The sequence below is a fragment of the Gloeobacter violaceus PCC 7421 genome, from assembly GCF_000011385.1.
GTDB classification, from domain to species: Bacteria; Cyanobacteriota; Cyanobacteriia; order Gloeobacterales; family Gloeobacteraceae; genus Gloeobacter; species Gloeobacter violaceus.
On sequence record NC_005125.1, the window covers coordinates 149,260 to 168,591 of the forward strand.

At 62.1% G+C, this 19,332-nt stretch carries 22 protein-coding genes; 12 read left to right on the forward strand and 10 right to left on the reverse strand.

Going from position 1 to position 19,332, the window contains the following annotated elements; all coding sequences use genetic code 11:
- Nucleotides 1-12 precede the first annotated feature (12 nt).
- Nucleotides 13-687, forward strand: a complete 675-nt coding sequence (locus tag GLL_RS00800; protein ID WP_011140160.1) for a hypothetical protein — start codon at nucleotides 13-15, stop codon at nucleotides 685-687.
- A gap of 89 nt (nucleotides 688-776) precedes the next feature.
- On the forward strand, nucleotides 777-1,004 hold the full coding sequence (locus GLL_RS00805; protein ID WP_164928440.1) for a hypothetical protein: 228 nt from the start codon (nucleotides 777-779) through the stop codon (nucleotides 1,002-1,004).
- A gap of 370 nt (nucleotides 1,005-1,374) precedes the next feature.
- Here GLL_RS00805 and GLL_RS00810 read toward each other — a convergent pair whose 3' ends face one another.
- The 3 genes from GLL_RS00810 to rpsT all read right to left on the reverse strand — a co-directional run bounded on the left by GLL_RS00810 (nucleotide 1,375) and on the right by rpsT (nucleotide 5,219).
- A complete protein-coding gene (locus tag GLL_RS00810) occupies nucleotides 1,375-2,766 on the reverse strand; it encodes a PP2C family protein-serine/threonine phosphatase (protein WP_164928441.1) in 1,392 nt (463 codons plus the stop codon).
- A 196-nt stretch (nucleotides 2,767-2,962) separates the two neighbouring features.
- A complete protein-coding gene (gene acs / locus GLL_RS00815) occupies nucleotides 2,963-4,906 on the reverse strand; it encodes an acetate--CoA ligase (RefSeq protein ID WP_011140163.1) in 1,944 nt (647 codons plus the stop codon).
- Nucleotides 4,907-4,910: 4 nt separating this feature from the next.
- Nucleotides 4,911-5,219: a 30S ribosomal protein S20 gene (rpsT, locus tag GLL_RS00820; RefSeq protein ID WP_011140164.1), complete on the reverse strand. Its 309-nt coding sequence runs from the start codon at nucleotides 5,217-5,219 to the stop codon at nucleotides 4,911-4,913.
- Between the two features lie 142 nt (nucleotides 5,220-5,361).
- On the opposite strand from rpsT, the gene GLL_RS00825 reads away from it, so the two are divergent.
- The 7 genes from GLL_RS00825 (at nucleotide 5,362) to GLL_RS23575 (ending at nucleotide 9,666) form a co-directional block, all read left to right on the forward strand.
- Entirely contained in the window at nucleotides 5,362-5,631 is a 270-nt protein-coding gene (locus GLL_RS00825; protein ID WP_011140165.1) for a hypothetical protein, read from the forward strand.
- 115 nt (nucleotides 5,632-5,746) lie between these two features.
- A complete protein-coding gene (locus tag GLL_RS00830; RefSeq protein WP_011140166.1) occupies nucleotides 5,747-7,867 on the forward strand; it encodes a transglycosylase domain-containing protein in 2,121 nt (706 codons plus the stop codon).
- 26 nt (nucleotides 7,868-7,893) lie between these two features.
- Nucleotides 7,894-8,247, forward strand: a complete 354-nt coding sequence (locus GLL_RS00835) for a translation initiation factor (RefSeq protein ID WP_011140167.1) — start codon at nucleotides 7,894-7,896, stop codon at nucleotides 8,245-8,247.
- Between the two features lie 74 nt (nucleotides 8,248-8,321).
- Entirely contained in the window at nucleotides 8,322-8,543 is a 222-nt protein-coding gene (locus tag GLL_RS00840; RefSeq protein WP_164928442.1) for a hypothetical protein, read from the forward strand.
- An 8-nt stretch (nucleotides 8,544-8,551) separates the two neighbouring features.
- On the forward strand, nucleotides 8,552-9,094 hold the full coding sequence (locus GLL_RS00845) for an aspartyl/asparaginyl beta-hydroxylase domain-containing protein (RefSeq protein ID WP_011140169.1): 543 nt from the start codon (nucleotides 8,552-8,554) through the stop codon (nucleotides 9,092-9,094).
- A 142-nt stretch (nucleotides 9,095-9,236) separates the two neighbouring features.
- Nucleotides 9,237-9,455 (forward strand): type II toxin-antitoxin system RelE/ParE family toxin, encoded by a 219-nt coding sequence (locus GLL_RS00850; protein ID WP_011140170.1) that lies wholly within the window; start codon nucleotides 9,237-9,239, stop codon nucleotides 9,453-9,455.
- Nucleotides 9,456-9,498: 43 nt separating this feature from the next.
- Entirely contained in the window at nucleotides 9,499-9,666 is a 168-nt protein-coding gene (locus GLL_RS23575; protein ID WP_407920006.1) for a recombinase family protein, read from the forward strand.
- Here GLL_RS23575 and GLL_RS00860 read toward each other — a convergent pair.
- From GLL_RS00860 to GLL_RS00870, 3 genes are all read right to left on the reverse strand, one after another.
- Nucleotides 9,636-9,935: a type II toxin-antitoxin system RelE/ParE family toxin gene (locus GLL_RS00860; RefSeq protein WP_011140171.1), complete on the reverse strand. Its 300-nt coding sequence runs from the start codon at nucleotides 9,933-9,935 to the stop codon at nucleotides 9,636-9,638. The genes GLL_RS23575 and GLL_RS00860 overlap by 31 nt on opposite strands.
- Nucleotides 9,932-10,243 (reverse strand): type II toxin-antitoxin system ParD family antitoxin, encoded by a 312-nt coding sequence (locus GLL_RS00865; protein WP_197530086.1) that lies wholly within the window; start codon nucleotides 10,241-10,243, stop codon nucleotides 9,932-9,934. The genes GLL_RS00860 and GLL_RS00865 overlap by 4 nt, the downstream gene beginning before the upstream one ends.
- Nucleotides 10,244-10,362: 119 nt before the next feature.
- Entirely contained in the window at nucleotides 10,363-10,905 is a 543-nt protein-coding gene (locus tag GLL_RS00870; RefSeq protein WP_011140173.1) for a hypothetical protein, read from the reverse strand.
- A gap of 62 nt (nucleotides 10,906-10,967) precedes the next feature.
- Between GLL_RS00870 and GLL_RS00875 the strand changes: the two genes are divergently transcribed.
- Nucleotides 10,968-11,990 (forward strand): ferrochelatase, encoded by a 1,023-nt coding sequence (locus GLL_RS00875; RefSeq protein ID WP_164928444.1) that lies wholly within the window; start codon nucleotides 10,968-10,970, stop codon nucleotides 11,988-11,990.
- An 18-nt stretch (nucleotides 11,991-12,008) separates the two neighbouring features.
- Here the strand turns inward: GLL_RS00875 and GLL_RS00880 are convergent, their stop codons facing one another.
- Nucleotides 12,009-13,109: a fatty acid desaturase gene (locus tag GLL_RS00880; RefSeq protein ID WP_164928445.1), complete on the reverse strand. Its 1,101-nt coding sequence runs from the start codon at nucleotides 13,107-13,109 to the stop codon at nucleotides 12,009-12,011.
- Nucleotides 13,110-13,374: 265 nt separating this feature from the next.
- Here GLL_RS00880 and GLL_RS00885 point away from each other — a divergent pair, with 265 nt between their 5' ends.
- Nucleotides 13,375-14,490 (forward strand): IS701 family transposase, encoded by a 1,116-nt coding sequence (locus GLL_RS00885; RefSeq protein WP_011140176.1) that lies wholly within the window; start codon nucleotides 13,375-13,377, stop codon nucleotides 14,488-14,490.
- 21 nt (nucleotides 14,491-14,511) lie between these two features.
- Here the strand turns inward: GLL_RS00885 and GLL_RS00890 are convergent, their stop codons facing one another.
- Genes GLL_RS00890 through GLL_RS00900 form a run of 3 tightly spaced genes read right to left on the reverse strand, consistent with a single transcriptional unit; the run spans nucleotide 14,512 to nucleotide 17,161 of the window.
- Entirely contained in the window at nucleotides 14,512-15,363 is an 852-nt protein-coding gene (locus tag GLL_RS00890) for an ABC transporter permease (RefSeq protein ID WP_011140177.1), read from the reverse strand.
- Nucleotides 15,360-16,148 (reverse strand): ABC transporter ATP-binding protein, encoded by a 789-nt coding sequence (locus GLL_RS00895; protein WP_011140178.1) that lies wholly within the window; start codon nucleotides 16,146-16,148, stop codon nucleotides 15,360-15,362. The genes GLL_RS00890 and GLL_RS00895 overlap by 4 nt, the downstream gene beginning before the upstream one ends.
- The gene (locus GLL_RS00900; RefSeq protein WP_011140179.1) at nucleotides 16,145-17,161 is read right to left on the reverse strand and encodes an ABC transporter substrate-binding protein; all 1,017 of its coding nucleotides are present in this window, start codon (nucleotides 17,159-17,161) and stop codon (nucleotides 16,145-16,147) included. Before GLL_RS00900 ends, GLL_RS00895 begins: the two co-directional genes overlap by 4 nt.
- Before the next feature lie 196 nt (nucleotides 17,162-17,357).
- On the opposite strand from GLL_RS00900, the gene GLL_RS00905 reads away from it, so the two are divergent.
- Nucleotides 17,358-19,322 carry a S9 family peptidase gene (locus GLL_RS00905; RefSeq protein WP_164928446.1) on the forward strand — a complete coding sequence of 655 codons (1,965 nt, stop codon included), beginning with the start codon at nucleotides 17,358-17,360 and terminating at the stop codon, nucleotides 19,320-19,322.
- Nucleotides 19,323-19,332: the final 10 nt, after the last annotated feature.

Genomic DNA, 19,332 nt, shown 5'->3' on the forward strand with positions numbered 1-19,332 from the left:
AACTACCGATTGTTGTTTGTCTATCTCCTCTACCAGAGTTGCAACCCCACGCCGCTGCTGCTGGACACCGACGGGGACGGGTTCCGCTTGACCGGTCCCGCCGCGGGTGTCCGCTTCGATTTTTCCGGCAAAGGGAAGCTCACGCGCACCGGCTGGACCGCCGCGGGCTCCGACGACGCCTTTTTGGCCCTCGACCGCAACGCCAACGGCAAAATCGACGACGGCACCGAACTGTTCGGCAATCACGCCCTACAACCGTCCAGAGGCAAGCTGCCCAAAAATGGCTTCCACGCCTTGGCCGAATTCGACAAAGCCGACAACGGCGGCAACGGCGACGGGGTGATCTCCGCCGGGGACGCGGTTTTCGGCTCGCTGCTGCTGTGGACGGACAAAAACCACAACGCCCTGTCCGAGCCGGACGAACTGCGGCCCTATGCCGACGCCGGGGCGACCGCCATCTCCTTGACGATGTGGCCCACCAAAGTCGCGGACGCCCACGGCAACTGGTTTCGGTGGGTGAGCAGGCTGGAGGGGGCAGAAGCCACCGGGATGGGCGGCAAGGTCTTCGACGTCATCTTCGCCACCGAGAAACGCCCGGACGCCCGCCCGCTGCCCGCGGGCACCGAAGGGGCACACCACACCACGGAGACGCCCATCGGCATCACCGACGATCCCGATTGTATGTGAGCCCCAGGAAGGTTACGGTCCGGGTGAACAGCCCGAGTTCGTTGTAGAACTCGGGCCTCCCGACTTCTACCGCTTGCCGGGCCGGTGCGGTGCTGCACGACCGGGGCGAGCAGCACCGCACCGGCCGCGCCGATCAGCGCGTCGATCTGCCAGCCGAACAGACCCCAATAGAAAAGGTCCGTGAAACCGACATAAACGCCACCGACACCCAAAAGGCCAAAGACCGTCAGGGCTATCCCCTGAGTGAGTTGCTGTTTTTCTTCGCGAGCACGTTTGAGGTTGTACCCGCAATTCGGGCAAGAATCTGCCTTTTGTGACATCGGACGTGTGCATTCGGGACAAGGAATCAGGGCCATATTTTGCTCTGCTCCGCAATTGAGGTGAATGGAAACCACATTTTGTGCAGAAGTTTGCCGAAATCTCCACTCCTGGGGTGTAATTGTCTTCCTGAAAGAGATATTTGCGGAAATGGTCTGAGAATCGCGCACGGCCTGGCAAGCTTTTGGGCCGTCCGTATATCTGCGATTCGCATAAAACCACCCATCTCAACGGGGGTGCCGACTGCAGCTGATTCTCAATCCTCACGCTGACGGTAGTGCACCAGCAGCCGGGCAAGCTCACCGAATCTGCAGGACGAAATTATTCCAGCAAGGCCCCAGCTACAGGCGCTTCACGGCAGCGTGCGGGTCAGCCGGCATCGGTGCGGGGCGCAGCAGCGGCGTACTTGAGCAGCACGAACGAGATGTTGTCGTGCCCCAGCTCCAAAAGGGCCATTTCAACGAGCGCAGCGCCCGCAGCTTCGAGATTGCCCCTATCGAGCAATGGCAAAAACGCCTCGCGCCAGTGGCGTTCCACAAAGTCGCCGTCCGAGAGTCCGTCGCTGCACAGCAGCACCAGACAATCTTCCGGAAGCAAAAAGCTCCGGGTGGTGGGCTTGAGGTCGTTCGGAGGAATCACCCCAAGCGCCTGGGTCAGCCTGCCGCTGCCGGACTGCCGGTGCAGCGCCCGGCGGGTGGTGCGCGCCAGACTCACCTCCAGATTGAGCACATCGTCATCGACGCTCAACTGCTGGCAGTGCCGCCGGTCGATAAGATAGACGCGACTGTCGCCCACATGCACCGTGTGCAGCAACGGTCCCCTCAAAAAGCAGGCTGCCACGGTCGTACCCATCTGCCGCCGCCCGCTGCGCCCCTGCCGCTGGTTGAGCCGCCACAGCCGCTGGTGGGCCCGCTGCGCCGCACCCGCCAGTTGAGCGCGCAGCTCGGAGGGGGGGGAATCCTGATAGCTCAAGCAGGCAAAGTCCTGCTGAAGCGAAGAGATGGCCAGAAAACTGGCCAGTTTGCCCCCTTCGTGTCCGCCCATGCCGTCGCAGACTACGGCGAAGCGGCCCTGGGGATCATAGACCAGACAATCTTCATTCAGCTCCCGGCGCCCCGGGTGGGTGGCGCTGGTTACCGCCTGCACCCGACAACCGGTGTTCGTCTGTACCGCCAGAGCTTCCAGCGCCGCCACCAGCACCTCTATCCGAGCGAATTTTCCGGCTGCAAGTGCTTGGACCACGGCGCGCAGCTCGCCCACCATCGGTGTGAGCGAGAGCCAGCTTGCCGCCAAGGCCTGCAAAGATACCGGCACCCGGTCTTGAGTGAGATAAAACAGGCGCACCTGCCAGCCCTGCACTCCGATATTGGCCGACGCGAGCAGCGAAGATACGACCTTCTGCCGACAACACGGCTCCCAAAGTTTCGCCAGTTGCAACAACCAGCCCAACTGCCGCAGCGGCTCCGCCATGGGCCAGGACTGCCCCAAGGTGGGCCAGGGAGCGCCGTCTTCCTCCAGCGGCGCGTTTTCGAGCAACAGGCACCGGCCGGGGGTGAACTGGGCATGCACCTCCGGGATCGCCCAGCGCCATGGGTTGAGGCGCTGGTAAGGCTGAGCCGTGTCCAGCGTGACATCGGGGGGTGTACTTTCGCGCTCCGGGTAAAGGTCGCGCACCACCAGCGGAGAGCGATTGACAACGGTGTAGCGGTCAGCCAGCGGGGAAGGCAGGCGTTGGTACTCTTCGGTGGCAAGGTAATACATCTTGTGCTGATGGGTGGGATAGGGCGGCTTCGTCCGTGTCCGGCAACCCGACTCCACGGCGCAACCCGCCGCAGGCTCTCCAGACGGCAGGCAGTTCGAGGGTCTATTTAATAAGCGAGATTTTGGGCTCGAAAGGCTCACTATGCGGTTAATTTTTCACCGGGCCACCGCTATAACTCATACAACCGCGCAGATTTTAGCCCTCGCGCAGCTTCTCGAGCACCGAGCGATCTTCGAGGGTCGAGGTGTCGCCAGTCAGGTCGCTTCCCGAGGCGAGCGAGCGCAACAGCCGCCGCATGATCTTGCCCGAGCGGGTCTTGGGTAGCGCCTCCGCATAGCGGATTTCCTCCGGGCGGGCAAGGGCGCCGATTTCTTTGACGACGTGGGCACGCAACTCCTCGAGCAACTGAGGCGTCGTCTCGACCTCCGATTCGACCGTCACAAAAGCGACGATCGCTTCGCCTTTGATCTCATCGGGTCGGCCGACCACGGCGGCCTCGGCCACTGCCGGGTGGGAGACCAGGGCCGATTCGATCTCCATCGTGCCCAGGCGGTGGCCGGAGACGTTGATCACATCGTCGACGCGGCCCATCACCCAGAAGTAGCCCTCTTCGTCGCGGCGGGCACCGTCGCCTGCAAAGTAGGCGTGGGGAACCTGGCTCCAGTAGTTCTGACGGTAGCGCTCCGGGTCGCGGTAGACCGTGCGCAGCATCGAGGGCCAGGGCCTGCGAATCACCAGATAGCCGCCCTGGTTGGGGGGGCAGCTGTTGCCCTCGCGGTCGACCACATCGGCGACGATGCCCGGAAAAGGCATCGTCGCCGAGCCGGGTTTGGTGATGGTCGCCCCCGGAAGCGGGGTGATCATGATCCCGCCCGTCTCGGTCTGCCACCAGGTATCGACGATCGGGCAGCGCTCCTGGCCGATCACCCGGTGGTACCACATCCACGCTTCGGGGTTGATCGGTTCGCCCACCGTGCCTAGAAGCCGCAGCGAAGAAAGATCGTAGCGGGCAGGCCAATCGTCGCCCCACTTGATGAAGGTGCGAATGGCGGTCGGGGCGGTATAGAAAATGCCGATGCGGTGCTTTTCGATGAGCTGCCAGAAGCGGCCGGGGTCGGGTTGGTTGGGGGCACCCTCGAACATAAAGGTCGTCGCCCCGTTCGACAGGGGCCCGTACACCACGTACGAATGGCCCGTGATCCAGCCTACGTCGGCGGTGCACCAGTAGACGTCCTCGTCGTGCAGATCGAAGATCCACTTGCTGGTGATGTGGGTATAGAGGTTGTAACCACCAGTCGTGTGCACGACGCCCTTGGGCTTGCCGGTGGTGCCGCTGGTGTAAAGAATAAACAGCAAATCTTCGGAGTCCATCGCTTCAGCCGGACACTCGGCGCTCCGGGAGGCCACCAGTTCGTGCCACCAGTGATCGCGCCCCGGCTCCATGGCCACCTCCTGGCCTACCCGCTTCAGGCAGATCACATGAGCCACGCCGGGAGCCTGGGCCACCGCCTCGTCCACCCGCGGTTTGAGGGGAACAATCGCCCCTTTGCGCCAGCCGCCGTCGGCGGTGACCACCACCCTGGCCTGGGCATCGATGAGCCGGTCGCGCAGCGCGTCGCCCGAGAAGCCTCCGAAGACTACCGTGTGGGGTGCCCCGATGCGCGCGCAGCCGAGCATCGCGACGGCCGCCTCCGGCACCAGCGGCATATAAATCGCCACCACGTCGCCCTTGCCGACCCCCAGCGCCTTCAGGGCATTGGCGAAGCGGCAGACCTCGGCGTGCAGTTCGCGGTAGGTAAGCGCACGCACCTCGCCCGGTTCGCCCTCCCAGAGCACGGCAACCTTGTCGCCGCGCGTCTGGAGATGCCGGTCGAGGCAGTTATAAGCAAGATTGAGCTTGCCGCCCACAAACCAGCGGGCCGTGGGCTCCTGCCAATCGAGTACCTGTTGCCAGGGGGTGAACCAGTGCAGCTCACTGCGGGCAAGATCCGCCCAGAAACCCTCCGGATCGGCCTCAGCCCGCGCGCACAGCTCGCGGTAGTGCTCGAGACTCTTAATCCAGGCGCCCTCGCCAAAGCCCGCGGGCGGGGCGAAGCGGCGGTTTTCGTGCAGGAGCGACTCGATTTCGAAGGAAGACATGGCGCTAGCCGGCCTTGGCTTGCGCTTTGGCGAGGGCGGTGCGCAGCGCGGCGTCGAGGCGGGATTTTTTGCGCGCGCCGGTGTTGGTGTGGATGACGCCCGCCTTGATCGCCTTGTCGATGCGGCTGAAGGTCTGGTTCAAAAGCGCCTGCACCTCGGTAAGCACCGCTTCGGAGGGCGATTGGGCATATTCGCCCAGGCGGGTCATGAACTTTTTGGTGAAGGTTTTGATCATCGATTTGTAGGCGATGTTGCGCTGGCGGTTGCGCTCGGCCACATCGACCCGCTTGATGGCAGATTTGATATTCGGCACGGTGTTCTCTTCCTGGCAAATACTTCGGCAGCACACAATTTTAAACCAAAGCACCAGGCTTTGTGACAAGTTCTTGCACGCGCAAAACAGGCTCCGATGCAGCGGATATACTGACCGGTGCCGAACACAGAGACGGTTCTCGATGGATCTAGAGGCTCTACACAGCAAGCGCGACCTCCTCTACCGCGAAGCCAGAGAAATTCACCAGCAGCGACTTGTGCTCGACCGTAACCTGCGCCGGGTGACCGGTACCGACCCGATGGCTTGCCAGCGCCGGGCGTTATTGCAGGCAGAATTTGACGAATTGACCATCCATTTGCGGACCCTCTCCACCAAGATCCGCGCCCTCAGCCAACAGATCGACGCCCGCCTGACCACCGTCGAAGTTTGGCGCAACGAACACACCGGCTGAGCCTGCCCGGAACGCGGCGCGGGCGCCCGGCGTCTTCGACACAGTGGAGGCGGCCATGGCTTCGGATCGCTAGACTGATCCTACGTATCGCCCGCCTGCCCGCCCGCTGGAGCCGATGACCGCCAAGTTTTTTGCGTCCATGGCCGATACCTGGCGCCGCCATCGCCGAGCGTGGTTTATCGGCATTGTCGTCACGCTCGCCGGGGCGCTGCTGGGCCTGTGGTTTGCCCTGCTGTGGGATCTGCCCACCGCCCAGCAGGTACGCCGCTTTACCCCCGAAAACCGGCTCATCGTCAAGGCGATGGACGGATCGCGCCTCTACAGCGCCGCCCGGGGTCCGGCCAAGCAGGTCAAGTACCGGCAAATACCCGAATACCTGGTCCAGGCGGTCGTCGCCACCGAGGACCGGCGCTTCTACAACCATCCCGGCATCGATCTGATCGGCATCGGCCGGGCGCTGTGGCGCGACGCGGAGGCGGGGGAGGTGCGCGAGGGCGGCTCGACCATCACCCAGCAATTGGCGCGCAATTTGTTTTTGACCCAGGAGCGCACCCTCTGGCGCAAGTTCAAAGAGATCCTGATCGCCGCGCGCATCGAGCAGGAGTTGTCCAAAGCAGAAATTCTCACCCTCTACCTCAACCAGATCTATTTCGGCTCCGGCGCCTACGGTGTCGCGGACGCGGCACGTCTATATTTCAGCAAGAACATCGAGAAGCTCACCCTCACCGAAGCGGCGCTGCTCGCCGGTTTGCCCCAGGCCCCCAGCCGCTACTCGCCGCTAATCGACAAGACCCTGGCGCGCAAGCGCCGCGATGTGGTGCTCAAGAACATGGTCGAGGTGGGATATCTAAATGCACAGCAGTACGCCTCGGCCCGCAAAAAGTCGGTGGTGCTCAGACCCGGCCCCCGCTCCGAAAAAACCCAGGCCGCCTACTTCGTCGATTACGTGCGCTCGCAGCTGGCGAGCCTGCTTGGCACCGAGAGCGTTCCGGGGGGGCTGACCATCGAGACGACCCTCGACCCACAGATGCAGGCGCAGGCCCAAAAAGCGCTCGGCGGTGCGCTGGCCGATTACCGCTCCCGGCGCGTCGGCCAGGGGGCGATCATCACCCTCGACCCGGCCACGGGCGAAATTCGGGCGATGGCAGGCGGCGGCGACTATCAAAAAAGCCAGTTCAACCGCACCGTGCAGGCCCTGCGCCAACCGGGTTCGACGTTCAAAACCTTTGTCTACACCGCCGCTATCGAATCCGGCAGCCGCCCGGAGGACATACTAAGCGACCGGCCGGTCCGCTTCGGCGCCTATCAGGTCAAAAATGCCGATCGCCGCTACTACGGCGAGATGACGCTGGTGAACGCCCTTAAAGAATCGCGCAACACTGTCGCGGTACAACTGTTTACGCGCGTGGGCGAGGACAAAGTTGTCGATGTCGCCCGCCGCATGGGGGTGCGCAGCCGCCTGCGCACGGGGGCGGCGATGGCCCTCGGGGCCTCGGAGCTGACGCTGCTGGAACTCACCAGCGCCCACGGCACCCTCGCCAACGGCGGAGTCCATGTGGCACCCACCGCCGTGCGCCGCATTGTCGATTCGCAAGGCAAAGTACTCTACGCGGCGGTACCGCGCACCCGGGTGGCTCTTTCTTCGGCGGTCGCCGCCACCGTCACCCGCATGCTGGAGCAGGTCATCGCCAACGGCACCGGCCGCAAAGCCGCCATCGATCGCCCGGCGGCGGGCAAGACCGGCACCAGCGAAAACTACCGCGACTTACTTTTTGTGGGCTACACGCCCCAACTGGTGACGGGCGTCTGGCTGGGCAACGACGACAATCGCCCGACGCGCGGCAGCAGCGCCCTGGCAGCCGTTCTCTGGGGCCGGTACATGGGCCGGGTGATGGCGACTTTTCCGGTCAAGGCATTTCCTGCCCTGGAGCAGAGCGAACCGCTCGAAGTCTCGCCGCCGATGGGTGAGGAGTACCCGGCCGAATTGCCTGAGGGTCTGGAGGAGCCTTCCCCCGAGCCCGAGCCGACCGGCGAATGCTACGAGAGCGATCAAGGTCAACTCGTCTGCCCGAACGAAACCGACAGCGCGGCCTCCCCCGCAACGGCCGAACCGCCCCCCGAGGTGCCGGATATTCCCGAGTCACCCGCATCGCCGCAAAATCCGGAAGAGCCCGCCGAAACGAACCCTTCGCGGCCCTCGGCCGAACTGGATCGTCCGCCGGCACCGACGCCTTAGACCGCGCTTCGCCTTATCCTGGAAGGATGAGCCCCGATCGCACCGTCTATTCCACCCACCCGCGCCCCCAGCCGCGCTGTGAGATCTGCGGCGAACTGGAAAGCGTTTGCGTGTGTGAGCCGCAATTTATCGCGCCCAACAAGCAAACCGCCCGCCTCGCCCACGACCGCAAGCGCCGCCGCGGCAAGGTGGTGACCATGGTGAGCGGCCTCATCCTACCCGAGGCCCAACTCGACGAACTAGCCAAACTGCTCAAAAGCGAGTGTGGTGCAGGCGGCACGGTCAAAGACGGCGAAATCGAGATCCAGGGCGAACACCGCGAGAAAGTGGCGGGCATTCTCCAAAAGTTGGGCTTCAAGATTAAACTAGTTGGCGGCTGAGCAAGGTGAAATTCTTGGAAGATCCATACCAGTCCAGTGGGAAAAGCCCGGTTGGCCGCACGGCCCCCGGCGCCGTGGATTCAGATCAAAGACCGATCGACACCATCACCTTCCGCGGTGAAATCGAAAAGGGCCGCGACTGGGTCGTGTTTGTCCGGCAGATGGTCAGTCGGCTCGATGGACCCGAAGCCTGGATACGCGCTGTCGCGATGGGAGTCGGAGCCCTGCTGATGATCTTCCCGAAGGCGGCGTGGTGCGCCCTGGTCAAACTCGGGATCGCCAAGGACAAGGACTGAACGCATTTATGTTTCTCGATACCAAAGATTACCCTTTTGCAGCGCACCTGGAGGCCAACTGGCGGGTCATCCTGGCCGAACTGCAGCAACTGGACAATCAAAACTTTTTTGCCTGGCCCGAAAAGCAGTACTACGGCGAGGGGTGGGACATCTTTGCGCTCTACACCTACGGGGTGCCCCTCGGCAAAAATTGCAAACTCTGTCCGCAAACAGCCGCGCTGGTCAAGAAAATCCCCGGCATGATGACGGCGGTGTTCTCCCGAATGGCCCCCGGCTTGCACATCGCCCCGCACCGGGGCGAACCGGCGGGGCTATTGCGCTACCACATGGGCCTTATCATCCCCCCCGGCTGTGGTTTGCGCGTCGGCCCCGAGACGCGCAGCGTCCAGGAAGGCGGCAGCATTGTCTTCGACGACACCACCGAACACGAGGCCTGGAACCGCAGCGACCGCGAACGCATCGTCCTGCTGGTGGATTTTAAATCCCCCAACGCCAAGCAGGGCTTCACCCTCGCCAGCATGTTCCAACGCCTCAGGGGCAGCAAAGGTTAGAGCAGCGTTATCTAAAGCGGTTGGAAGGACTCAACGCGGATATCGATGTGGGTCTTGCAGATCTGGCAGCCGGTCGTTCGAGTCCAGGTGAGCAAGTGCGCGAGCGACTGGCTCAGCACCGAGCCGAGCGGAAGACTGAAGCGTGACCCGCTTCAATATCTCCGAGCAGGCCGAGCGTGATCTCACCGAAATAAGGAATTACATCGCCAGAGACAACATCGAGGCTGCGGACCGGTTGATTGACGGGTTTTTTGAGGCTTTCGAGCGGATTGCCACAATGCCCAATGCCGGGCACAGACGCACCGGAAAACTCGACCCGCCAGGCCGGAGACTGCGCGCCCTGATCGCGCCTGCTGGATGATCTGAAGCAGCGCGGCGTGAAATTCTAGTCCCTGACCGGGGCGATTAACGCGACCACGCCGACCGGACGGGCCATGTGGCAGATGATCGGGGTCCTGACCGGGCTGGAGTGCAGCCTCATCAGCGAGCGCACCCGTGCGGGAGTGAAGGCAACCGAGAGCCGGGGCGTGAAGTTCGTGTTCTATGGGCTTGGGAACAGCAGCGTTTCGTAATCCTGTGCGCCATGCAGGATGTGCACAATCTCAATCAACGATCCACGGACGCGGTAGAAAATCAGGTAATCTCGATAGACACAGCGTCGGATGTTGAACTGCTCATAACGCGGAACAAGTGGAAAGGCACGGGGCATATCCGCCAGAGCAAGGCAACGGTCCAACAACTCATCGACAAAGATTATGGCCCGTTCAAGGTTGTGCAGCCGGATAAAACTGCCAATGGCGACTAAATCGGCCCTTGCCGCTGCTGTGATGACGACCCTCATACAGGAAAATGCTCAGGGCCATTCGTAAAGGAGTCGCGCAGTTCTGTGCGCATCTGGTCAATATCCTGCACTCGACCCGCTTCGGCATCGGCAAGTCCCCGCGCAATCGCAGTATCCAGCCGCTCAAGCCGTCGTTCGCGTTCCATCATGCCGCGCAGGGCCTCGCGGATGATCTCGCTGTTGGAAGCGTACAGACCGGAATCGACCTTCTGGCGGATAAAGTCTGCCATTTCGGAGGGCAGGGTGATTGAGAGCTTTTCTGCAGGTCGCATGGCACCACCCTTCAAGCGCGGATCGGCTGTCAGCAATTAATAGCATAAAATACTACTTAATACTACCAGCAGCGCGGCCAATCCCCTGTGTCGTCCTTGTACTGTCGCTCCCCCTTCAGGGGGGACAATTCGATCTTGAAAGTGTTCCCGGCGTTCTAGTCAGCTGTGCAGCTATGCTCCCGCAGGCGGCTGTAAATGAAGGCGAGGGCCGTTGTGGGGACGCGCGTATTGCCGGTGACTTGCCAGCCGACTACCCGATTGGGAGCGGTCCACAGATCGAGGTGGGCCACGGCCGGGTCGGCAAAAAAGTTGGTACGGCCCATGCCAAAAGGTAGCGAGGTGCGATGGGTAAATGCGTCGTGGCTGAGCCGGTAGATGGGGAACGCATGAAACAGCGGCACCAGCCAGCCGTCCAGGGCAATCAACGCTTCGATCGTGATCCCGGCGCCAACCAGATAGCTGCGCTGCAAAGCGGCGGCGGCCCCCACCACCCCGGCGCTGAAGGCGATCACCACTACCGAGCAACCTGTGCAATCGGCCAGCAGTGCGCGCACGGATCCCGGCAGGTATGGCGGCGCTTCGGGGGCGAGCAGGCGGTGCGGTAGGCCCAAGGCGGCGCAAAAGGCTACGGTGGCGGCGCGCTTGGCGGGCGAACCCTGATCGCCCGGGATCACGATCAACCTCTTCTTTGAGACCATTGCTCGCCTATCCCTCCCCTGGGGATGATAGCGTGGGGTAGAACAGGTGCAGGAGCGAAGCTTTGAACGACGAACGGCGGGTGGCGGTGCTGCTGGTGGGTTACGGCGAAGTCGAAGAATACCAGAATTTTGCCGCCTACAACGAGATGGCCCTGCGGTTGCTCACTGCCAAGTTTCTCAAAATTCCCGAATTCGGCTTCAAGTTGCTGGCGGGCACCCTGGCGCGCAAAGACCGGCGGGAGTGGGCAGGAAGAGACAATTTCCGCTCGCCCCACAACGACGTCTTCGAAGCCCAGCGCGCCGGGATCGCCCGGCACCTGCAGGAGCACTTCGGCGATCGAGTCGAAATCTTCAAAGCCTTCAATTTCTGCGAAGGGTACCTCCCCCAGCAGGTGCTGGCCCAGATCCGTGCCCGCGGCTTTCGCCGTCTGCTGGTCTATCCGCTGCTGGTCATCGATTCGATTTTTACCAGCGGCCTGGCACTCCAGCAGATCAACGAGGCCCTGGCCGAGGAGGAGCGCTGGGTGGACGAGTTGCGCTATTTACCATCGTTTTACAACGAGAGCGACTTTCACGAGCGGCTGGCAAGCCACATCGAAAGCCACCTGCTCCGCTTGTCCGTCCGCCACCAGCCCTCGCGCATCGGCCTGGTGCTCGTCAACCACGGTTCGCCCTACGAGGTCAAGGGCTTCACCACCGGCATCGAGGAGAGCCAGGTTCTCTACGAGCGGGTGCGCGAGCGGCTCATCACCCGCTATCCGCTCATTTCGATCGGCTGGCTCAACCACGACACCCCCGGCAAGTGGACGACCCCGGATGTCCCCCAGGCGGCGCGCAATTTGCTCACCGTTGGGGCAAGCACCCTCGTCTTCTGCCCGATCGGCTTTGTGACCGAGAACCACGAGACGATCCTGGATGTCGAAGCGATCATGCGGTGCTTCGAGCAAAAGGCGATCCCCTGCACGCGCCTCGATTGCCTCAACGACGACCCGGAATTTCTGGCCGCCGCTGCCGGTTGGGTCGTTCCGCTAGTGGGTGAATTGCTCGCGGCAAGGGCTACTCAGCCGGTTGCAGCCCAGGATTGACCCGCCGACGTTGCCCGATTACGGCTGTTCGGGAACTCGCAGGTTGGTGCCGGCAATTGTCGAGTTGCCGTCAAAATCCAACCAGCGGTGATTCTCGTAGTCGTAAAGCTTGCACCGTCTGAGGGTATCGAGAAAACTGCCCCAGGAGAGCGCATCGGCGGTGATGTGCTCGCCGTAGGCTTTCTGGAGCAGTTGTTGGGCGTCGTTGAGTTTGGCAAACGAAATGCCGACATCGACGTGGTGCGCCGTGTGTTCCATTAAATTCCAGGTGAGCAGCCGCCAAAAAGCGGGCAACTTGATATGGACCGTTGAACCCACCTGACCCCGGTAGAAGGACCATTCCTCGAACTTGCTGTACCAGGCGATCGACGGATGGTTGTGCTGCAGATAGGTTGCCGTTCCCAACAGCCAGCTCCAGATGAGCATGGGCACAACCAATCCACCGAGAATGGAGACCCACCACGGCATCACCGGCCATCCCGTCACATCTGCCAGCCAATTTGGCACCCAGATCAGCAGCAATATCTGCACTGAACCAAAACCAAACACCAACCAGGTATCCAGGGTGGATTTGATTTTGTCCTGGAGCAGCGGATTTGGCACAAGCAAGAACTGCCGCCAAATATTCAAGTAGTAAACACCGCTTCCCCAACCGCTTCTGTACATCCTCTGCGCAAAGCGATGGAGCGGGGATAGCTCGTCGTATTCTTTCCTGGAGAGCGGCGCCCAAAACCGATCCAGAGGAGCAAAGTTGGTATAGATATGATGAAGTTGATTGTGGTTGGCATCCCAGAGGTTGAAGGCGTGCAGCAGGGGCAAAAACGCCACGCGACCCAACCACACATTTAGGGTGCTGTTTGTGGTGAGCACACCATGACCTGCATCGTGACCCACGTGAAACAGCTGCGCAATTGCCAGGCCGAGCGCAATGCTACATATCGCCTTAGCCCACCACCAGGGCAACAGCAAAAATCCTGTAAATGCTAACAAATAAACTGCAAAACAAAAGGCGAATGATGCTATTCCTCGGGGTGTAGAGCGCCTGCGGACTTCCTTGGACAGCTGTTTCCTGACGCGGCGAGCACTTGCGTAGCTCGCAACCATAGTATCAAAGCTCATAGGATTGCTTTCCGTAGGGAGAATTACAGATAATGCAACATGGTCTACATAGCTTAGACCCGCGTTTTCCACTACACTGCTATTGGTTTACATGTCGGATTGTCCTGCGTCAACACTAAATCGCAAAGAAAGAAATAATTTGTAACGACCGCTCAAAGTTGATTGCTGGCACTCACTTATTCGCGAAAACATTGAACTTTTTCCCTCTTCTGTCAAATCGGGTAAGCTGATTGCCATGGTCAGATTTTTGTAGGAGTAATCGGCCATGACTTTGTCCAGAACAGCGACAGAGACCGTCGCCTTAGTTGATTGTTATTGCAGGGCCTACGAACACCTGTTTGTAGATGTTCGGTCCTTTGAACATTTCAAGCTTCTCCACTTCGGCTTGATAGCCGTGTCGCCAAGAAAAACTTTGCCTGCAATCGCCAGAGTCCTTGGCACAGAAGACGCTCAGGCTTTGCATCACTTCGTGGCCAACTCGCCCTGGGATGCAAGAATTTTACGGCAACAACGCCTAAATCTGGTGCGGCAGACTTTGCGGCAACGCCCGTTTCTTTTGTGCATCGACGAAACTGGCGACAGAAAAAAAGGCCGAACTACGGATTACGCCGCCAGGCAGTACATCACCAATCTAGGTAGAGTCGAAAATGGAATCGTCTCGGTCAATGCCTGCGGCGTGTTGGATGGAGCTGTTTTTCCGCTGACCTTTAAAGTATTCAAACCCGAGCACAAACTGAAGTCCTCTGACCAGTACAAAAGCAAGTCACAGTTGGCTGTGCAGATTATTGAAGAGTTGATGGGGCAGGAGTTTTGTTTCGAGATGGTATTAGCCGATTGTCTTTACGGAGAAAGCAGACAGTTCATCGAAGCGCTGGAGGGCTGGGGATTCAAATACGCAGTGATGCTCAGGGGTAGCCAGGGGGTATGGATGCCGCAAGGAAGGAACATTCGCTTGACACGGTGGCGGCAGTTCAACTGCGTCTTCGACGCTGATGAGCACCAGCCGTACTACATCCGGGAGGCTCTTTTTGGCCGCAGGCTGACGCCGCGTTTCTGCTTTGTCACTACCGATCCCAGGCTGTTGCCGGTAGAAACGACACGGCTGATCATGACCGACCTGGAAGGCGATTTACCCGGGATCGTCGGTCACTACTACCGTTTGCGCGCCCGGATTGTGCAGCGCTTCAAACGGATGAAAAACGGCTTGGGTTGGGCCGACTATCGGCTGACGGAATACGCGGCGATCGAGCGTTGGTGGGAATTGGTGCTCAGTGCCTGCTGGATGGTGAGCCAACAGTCGCAAGCCTTCGCCGAATCGCTCGCTTTTTGGGCGGACGGATCTGAGCGCTCCGTTTTGACAGAAGAGACGCCGGAGCCGTAGGGTCTGTGGCCGGGCGACGATTTAAGCGTCCACCGCCCAGGGCACCGCGAGCCGGAACAGCCACTTAAACAGCGCGTCGATAGCCAGGCCAATCAGGCCGATGACCAGGATGCCCACGAAGATCTCGTCGGTTTTCAAAAAGCGCTGCGAGACGAGGATCCGGTAGCCCAACCCGGAGTTGGCCGCCACCAGTTCGGCCACCACCACAAAGTTCCAGGCGGTGGCGATGTTGATGCGCAGGGTGTCGATGACGCTGGGCAAGGTGGCAGGCAGGATCACCCGAAAAAAGGCGTCCCGCCGGCCCGCCCCGAGGGTGTAGCTCACCTTCAGCCAATCGGCGGGCACGAACTTGACGGCGTCGGCCACCATCAGTGTGTTGTAGAAAAAACTGCCGATAAAGATGATCGCGACCTTGGCCGGTTCATCGAGACCCACCCAGAGAATAATCAGCGGAATAAAGGCGGCGGCGGGCATATAGCGAAACAGACCGAGCACCGGCTCGAACAATCCCTCGACGAGCTTGAAGGTGCCGATGAGCAGCCCCAGGGGAATGGCCACCAGGGCCGAGAGCAAAAACCCGAGTCCGACCCGCGACAGACTGGCCAGGCTGTCGTTTAGCAAGTCACCGCTCTGGGCAAGGCGCACCGCCGCCTGCCACACCGCTAGGGGAGTGGGCACAAACAGCGGGTCCACCCGACCGCCGACGCTGAGCAGCACCCAACCTGCCAGGGGCACGGCGATCGACAGGGTCATAGCGAGCAGATAGGCATTTTTAGGGACGTCGGTGCGGATGCCCAAAAGTGGCCGGGGGCGTGGCCGAAACGGCTCGCCGCTCCGCGCTGGGCGTGCGGTCGTATCGACGGTGTTGCTCATCGGGTCTCCTCGGCGAGGGGTACGCGGGCACGCAGCAGGTCCAAGATGTCCTGCTCGATTTGCTGGAAAGCGGCGGTACGCTTGCAAGCCAAGCACCGATCCCGGCCCAGGGACACGTGCACCTCCCGGGCGATGCGGCCGGGCCGGGCCGACATCGCGTAGACGCGGTCGGCCAGAAACACCGCCTCTTCGACATCGTGGGTGATCATCAGCACCGTGATCCCGGTGCGGCGCACCACGGAGAGCAAAAATTCCTGCAGCGTCTCTTTGGTCTGGCAGTCGAGGGCGCCGAAGGGTTCATCGAGCAAGAGAATTTGCGGTTCGTTGACCATTGCCCGGGCGATGGCGGCGCGCTGCTTCATGCCGCCGGAAAGGGCGCGCGGCAGGCTGTCGGCAAATTTGGCAAGTCCCACGATCTCCAGGTAATGATCGACCCGCTCGCGCCGTTCGGGCGCGCTCTGCTTGCGCAGCTTCAAACCAAACTCGACATTGCCCCGCACGCTCAGCCAGGGATAGAGCGTGTAGTTCTGAAAGACCATGCCCCGGTCGGCTCCCGGTCCGGCCACAGGACTGCCGCTCAGGAGCACTTCGCCGGCCGATGGGTCCTCGAGGCCCGCGACGATATTGAGCAAGGTCGATTTGCCGCAGCCGGAAGCGCCCACCAGGCAGGCAAATTCCCCGGCTTTCACACTCATCGAGATATCGTCGAGCACCAGCAGCGGCCCGCTTTTGGTGGAGAACAGTTTACTTAAGTGCCGGATTTGCAGGGTGGGTGGGTCGGTCATCTCTGGGTAGCGCGCGCGGCAAGGACGAAGCGGGGATCGACGACGTTGGTCAGATCCGGAACGGCCGGGATCTGGCCCTGGTCTTTGAGGAAGCGGGCGAGCGACTGCAGGGCGTTCGGCAGATAGCTTTTGCTGTTGGGGTTGGTGAGCATGTCGATGTTGAGGGCAAGGTCCGCCAGTTGCAGCCCGCGCAGATAGTCTTCGACTTCCGCCGGGGTGATATTGAGCAGACGGGCGGTGAGGGCGTAGCCCGCCTGGGGGTCGGCCTGCAAGTCGGCCAGCCCCTTCAAGACAGCATCCACGAAGCCCTGTACCACCTCGGGGTGCGCTTGGACAAACCGGGCATCGAAGACGTAGATGTCGCTAATCGCATCCGGCAGGCGCGCAGAATCGAACAAAATCCGCCCATCGGCCTGCGCCCGGTTGGCCGAACCCAAATAAGGCGCGTAGGTGACCGCCGCTTCCACCTGGCCGCTGCGGTAGGCGGCCCCGGCGGCGTCGGGTGGGGTGTTGATGATCGTGATGTCTCGACCGCTCAGTCCCGCCCCGGCAATCGCCTGCAAGAAGAAAAAATGGCTCACCGAACCCAGTTCGAGGGCGACTTTGCGCCCCTTGAGGTCGGCCAGATCCCGGATGCTGTGGCGCGCCAGGATGCCGTCGCCCCCCACCGAGCGATCGACCACCATCACCACGCGCAGATCCTTTCCTTTCGCCCGCACATCCACCGCCCCGGCGGTGACCTCGGCCCCCCCCTCGAGCTTGCCCCCCGCGAAGGCGAGGGTGCCCTGGCCGGGGCTCGGGAAGTTGCGCACATTGAACGCCTCGGGCAGATAGCCTTTCTCGCGGGCGATATAGAGCGGCGTGTAGCCGACCCAATCGACGATCCCAAAGGACGTCCCCGCCGGGCGCGTCGCGCCGTCCCCACCGCCGGTACAGCCGGCAAGCGCGAGCCCGCCCAGGGTCAGAACGCTGCGGCGTGTCCATCGGTGCAAAGCAAAATCGGCCAGGTCCATGCGCGGTCCGCGGTTCCCCGAAGCGGGGATTGGCCCATGGTGTCACCGGTTCCCGAGTCGTTCAGTGACTTTCAATACGTTCCATCCGTCCTGCCGGGCCAATCTGTCGCACCGGACACAGGAGCGCTCCGCCGCCGGGGTACACTGGGCTCGATGTGATGAGACTGGTGCAAGGGCGAGCCCGGCAGGAGTGTTTGTGGTGGGCGGCAAGTTCTGGAGCGTTCTGGTGTCCCTGGCTTTACTTGCCGCCTCGGCGGGGGCGGCGGCCCAGACAAAACCACCCGCCCCGGCCCCCTCGGCCCCCGAGGATGTGCCGGTGCCGGTACCGGGCAGCCTGGGGCTTGCAGGCGCTCGCTGTGCCGACATCTCCCGCTACTTGAACGCCCGCGCCGCCGTCAATCCGTCCCTTTCGCCCGACGGGGGCGAACTTGTCTACCGCACCGGCGTCTCCGGCCAGCCGCAACTGTGGGTCAACGGTCCGGACGGGCCGCGCCAGATCACCTTCGGCGAGAGCGTCAATATCGCCGCATGGTCCCCGGCGGGCGATGGGATCGCCTACTCGGTCGATCGCGGCGGCGACGAGCGCGAGGGCTACTATTTCATCTCCCCCGACGGCAAGCGCGAGCGCGAACTGGTCGCCCCCGCCGATTCGTTTCGAGTCTGGGGGGGCTTCTCGCGCGACGGCAGCCAGGTGGCCTACGCTGCCACCGAGCCGGGCAAAGCCGATTTCAACGTCTACGTACTCACCGTCGCCACCGGCCAGACGCGCCGGGTCTTGAGCGGCCAGGCGGGGATCTACCCGGTAGCCTGGCGGCCGGATGGCAAGGCCCTGGTGCTCTCGCGGGTGCGCGGCGAGGATGCCAACGATCTGCTCTATCTGGATCTGACGACGGGCCAGGCGAGCGATCTGCTCGCGCCGCCCGAAGCCTCCGCCTACACCCAGATCGCCTGGACGCCGGACGGTAAAGGATTTTATCTTTCCACCAATCAAGATCGCGACTTTGCTGCCCTCGCCTACTACGACTTTGCCGCCCGCAAACTGCGCACCGTCGAGACTCCGGCCCACGACGTGGAGGCAGTGGCCCTCTCGGGCGACGGCCGCTACTTAGCCTGGAGTGAAAACGTCGGTGGTTTCTCCGAGGCGCGGCTAAGGGATCTGCGCACCAATCGGACCGTGCCGATTCTCGGTCTACCCAAAGGCGTGATCCAGACGCTGAGTTGGGCGGAGCGCGCCCCACGCCTGGCTTTTCAGGTGTCCGGTCCCCAGGTGCCGGGGGATGTCTGGGTGCTCAACGCCCAGCGCGGCGACCTCAAGCGGGTCACCAAATCCGCCACCGGCGGTCTGGACGAGAGCACCTTCGTCATTCCCGCAGCGGTGTCCTTCAAAAGCCACGACGGCGAAACGATTTACGGCCTGCTGTACCGGCCTGCCGGGGCGACGACCCGCACGCTCCCCCCGGCGGTGGTGATGGTCCACGGCGGCCCCACCGCCCAGGCGCGGCCCGACTTCGACGCTGCGACCCAGTATCTGGTGGCCAGAGGTTACGCAATACTCGATCTCAATTTCCGCGGTTCCACCGGCTACGGCAAGCGCTTCGCCCGCCTCGACAACGGCCGATTGCGCCCCAACGCCGTCAAGGACATGGCTTCGGCGGTCGAATGGCTGGGCACCCAGGACCTCGACAACCGGCGGGTAGCGGTGATGGGAGGTTCCTACGGCGGCTACATGACCTTTGCCGCCCTCACGACTTTGCCGGACGTTTTCCAGGCCGGTGTGGGCTTCGTGGGCGTCTCCAACTGGGTTACCGCCCTCGAAGGCGCCTCACCGCAACTAAAAGCTTCCGACCGCTACGAGTACGGCAACATCGACGACCCGGCCGAGCGCGAATTTTTTACCCAACTGAGCCCGATCACCTACGTCAAGCAGGTGCGCTCGCCTTTGATGGTCCTGCACGGCGCGAACGACCCGCGCGACCCGGTGGGCGAAGCCGACCAACTGGTAGATGCCCTGCGCTCCCAGGGAGGCGATGTCGAATATTTGCGCTTTCCCGACGAAGGCCACAGCATCCGCAAACTGACCAACCGGGTGATCGCCTACCGTCGCATTGCCGCATTTCTGGAACGCACGATCGGCAAGGGCATCGCTGTCTGCGGCGGTTAGCCGCGTGCAG

Bases quoted from the DNA above. Each gene is read 5' to 3' on its own strand.
- acs (WP_011140163.1), bottom strand. From the start codon at position 4,906: ATGTCTTCCTTCGAAATCGAGTCGCTCCTGCACGAAAACCGCCGCTTC.
- GLL_RS00845 (WP_011140169.1), top strand. From the start codon at position 8,552: ATGTTTCTCGATACCAAAGATTACCCTTTTGCAGCGCACCTGGAGGCC.
- GLL_RS00890 (WP_011140177.1), bottom strand. From the start codon at position 15,363: ATGAGCAACACCGTCGATACGACCGCACGCCCAGCGCGGAGCGGCGAG.
- GLL_RS00810 (WP_164928441.1), bottom strand. From the start codon at position 2,766: ATGTATTACCTTGCCACCGAAGAGTACCAACGCCTGCCTTCCCCGCTG.
- GLL_RS00860 (WP_011140171.1), bottom strand. From the start codon at position 9,935: ATGAGGGTCGTCATCACAGCAGCGGCAAGGGCCGATTTAGTCGCCATT.
- GLL_RS00885 (WP_011140176.1), top strand. From the start codon at position 13,375: ATGACTTTGTCCAGAACAGCGACAGAGACCGTCGCCTTAGTTGATTGT.
- GLL_RS00825 (WP_011140165.1), top strand. From the start codon at position 5,362: ATGGATCTAGAGGCTCTACACAGCAAGCGCGACCTCCTCTACCGCGAA.
- GLL_RS00870 (WP_011140173.1), bottom strand. From the start codon at position 10,905: ATGGTCTCAAAGAAGAGGTTGATCGTGATCCCGGGCGATCAGGGTTCG.
- GLL_RS00830 (WP_011140166.1), top strand. From the start codon at position 5,747: ATGACCGCCAAGTTTTTTGCGTCCATGGCCGATACCTGGCGCCGCCAT.
- GLL_RS00880 (WP_164928445.1), bottom strand. From the start codon at position 13,109: ATGAGCTTTGATACTATGGTTGCGAGCTACGCAAGTGCTCGCCGCGTC.
- GLL_RS00895 (WP_011140178.1), bottom strand. From the start codon at position 16,148: ATGACCGACCCACCCACCCTGCAAATCCGGCACTTAAGTAAACTGTTC.
- GLL_RS00835 (WP_011140167.1), top strand. From the start codon at position 7,894: ATGAGCCCCGATCGCACCGTCTATTCCACCCACCCGCGCCCCCAGCCG.
- GLL_RS00900 (WP_011140179.1), bottom strand. From the start codon at position 17,161: ATGGACCTGGCCGATTTTGCTTTGCACCGATGGACACGCCGCAGCGTT.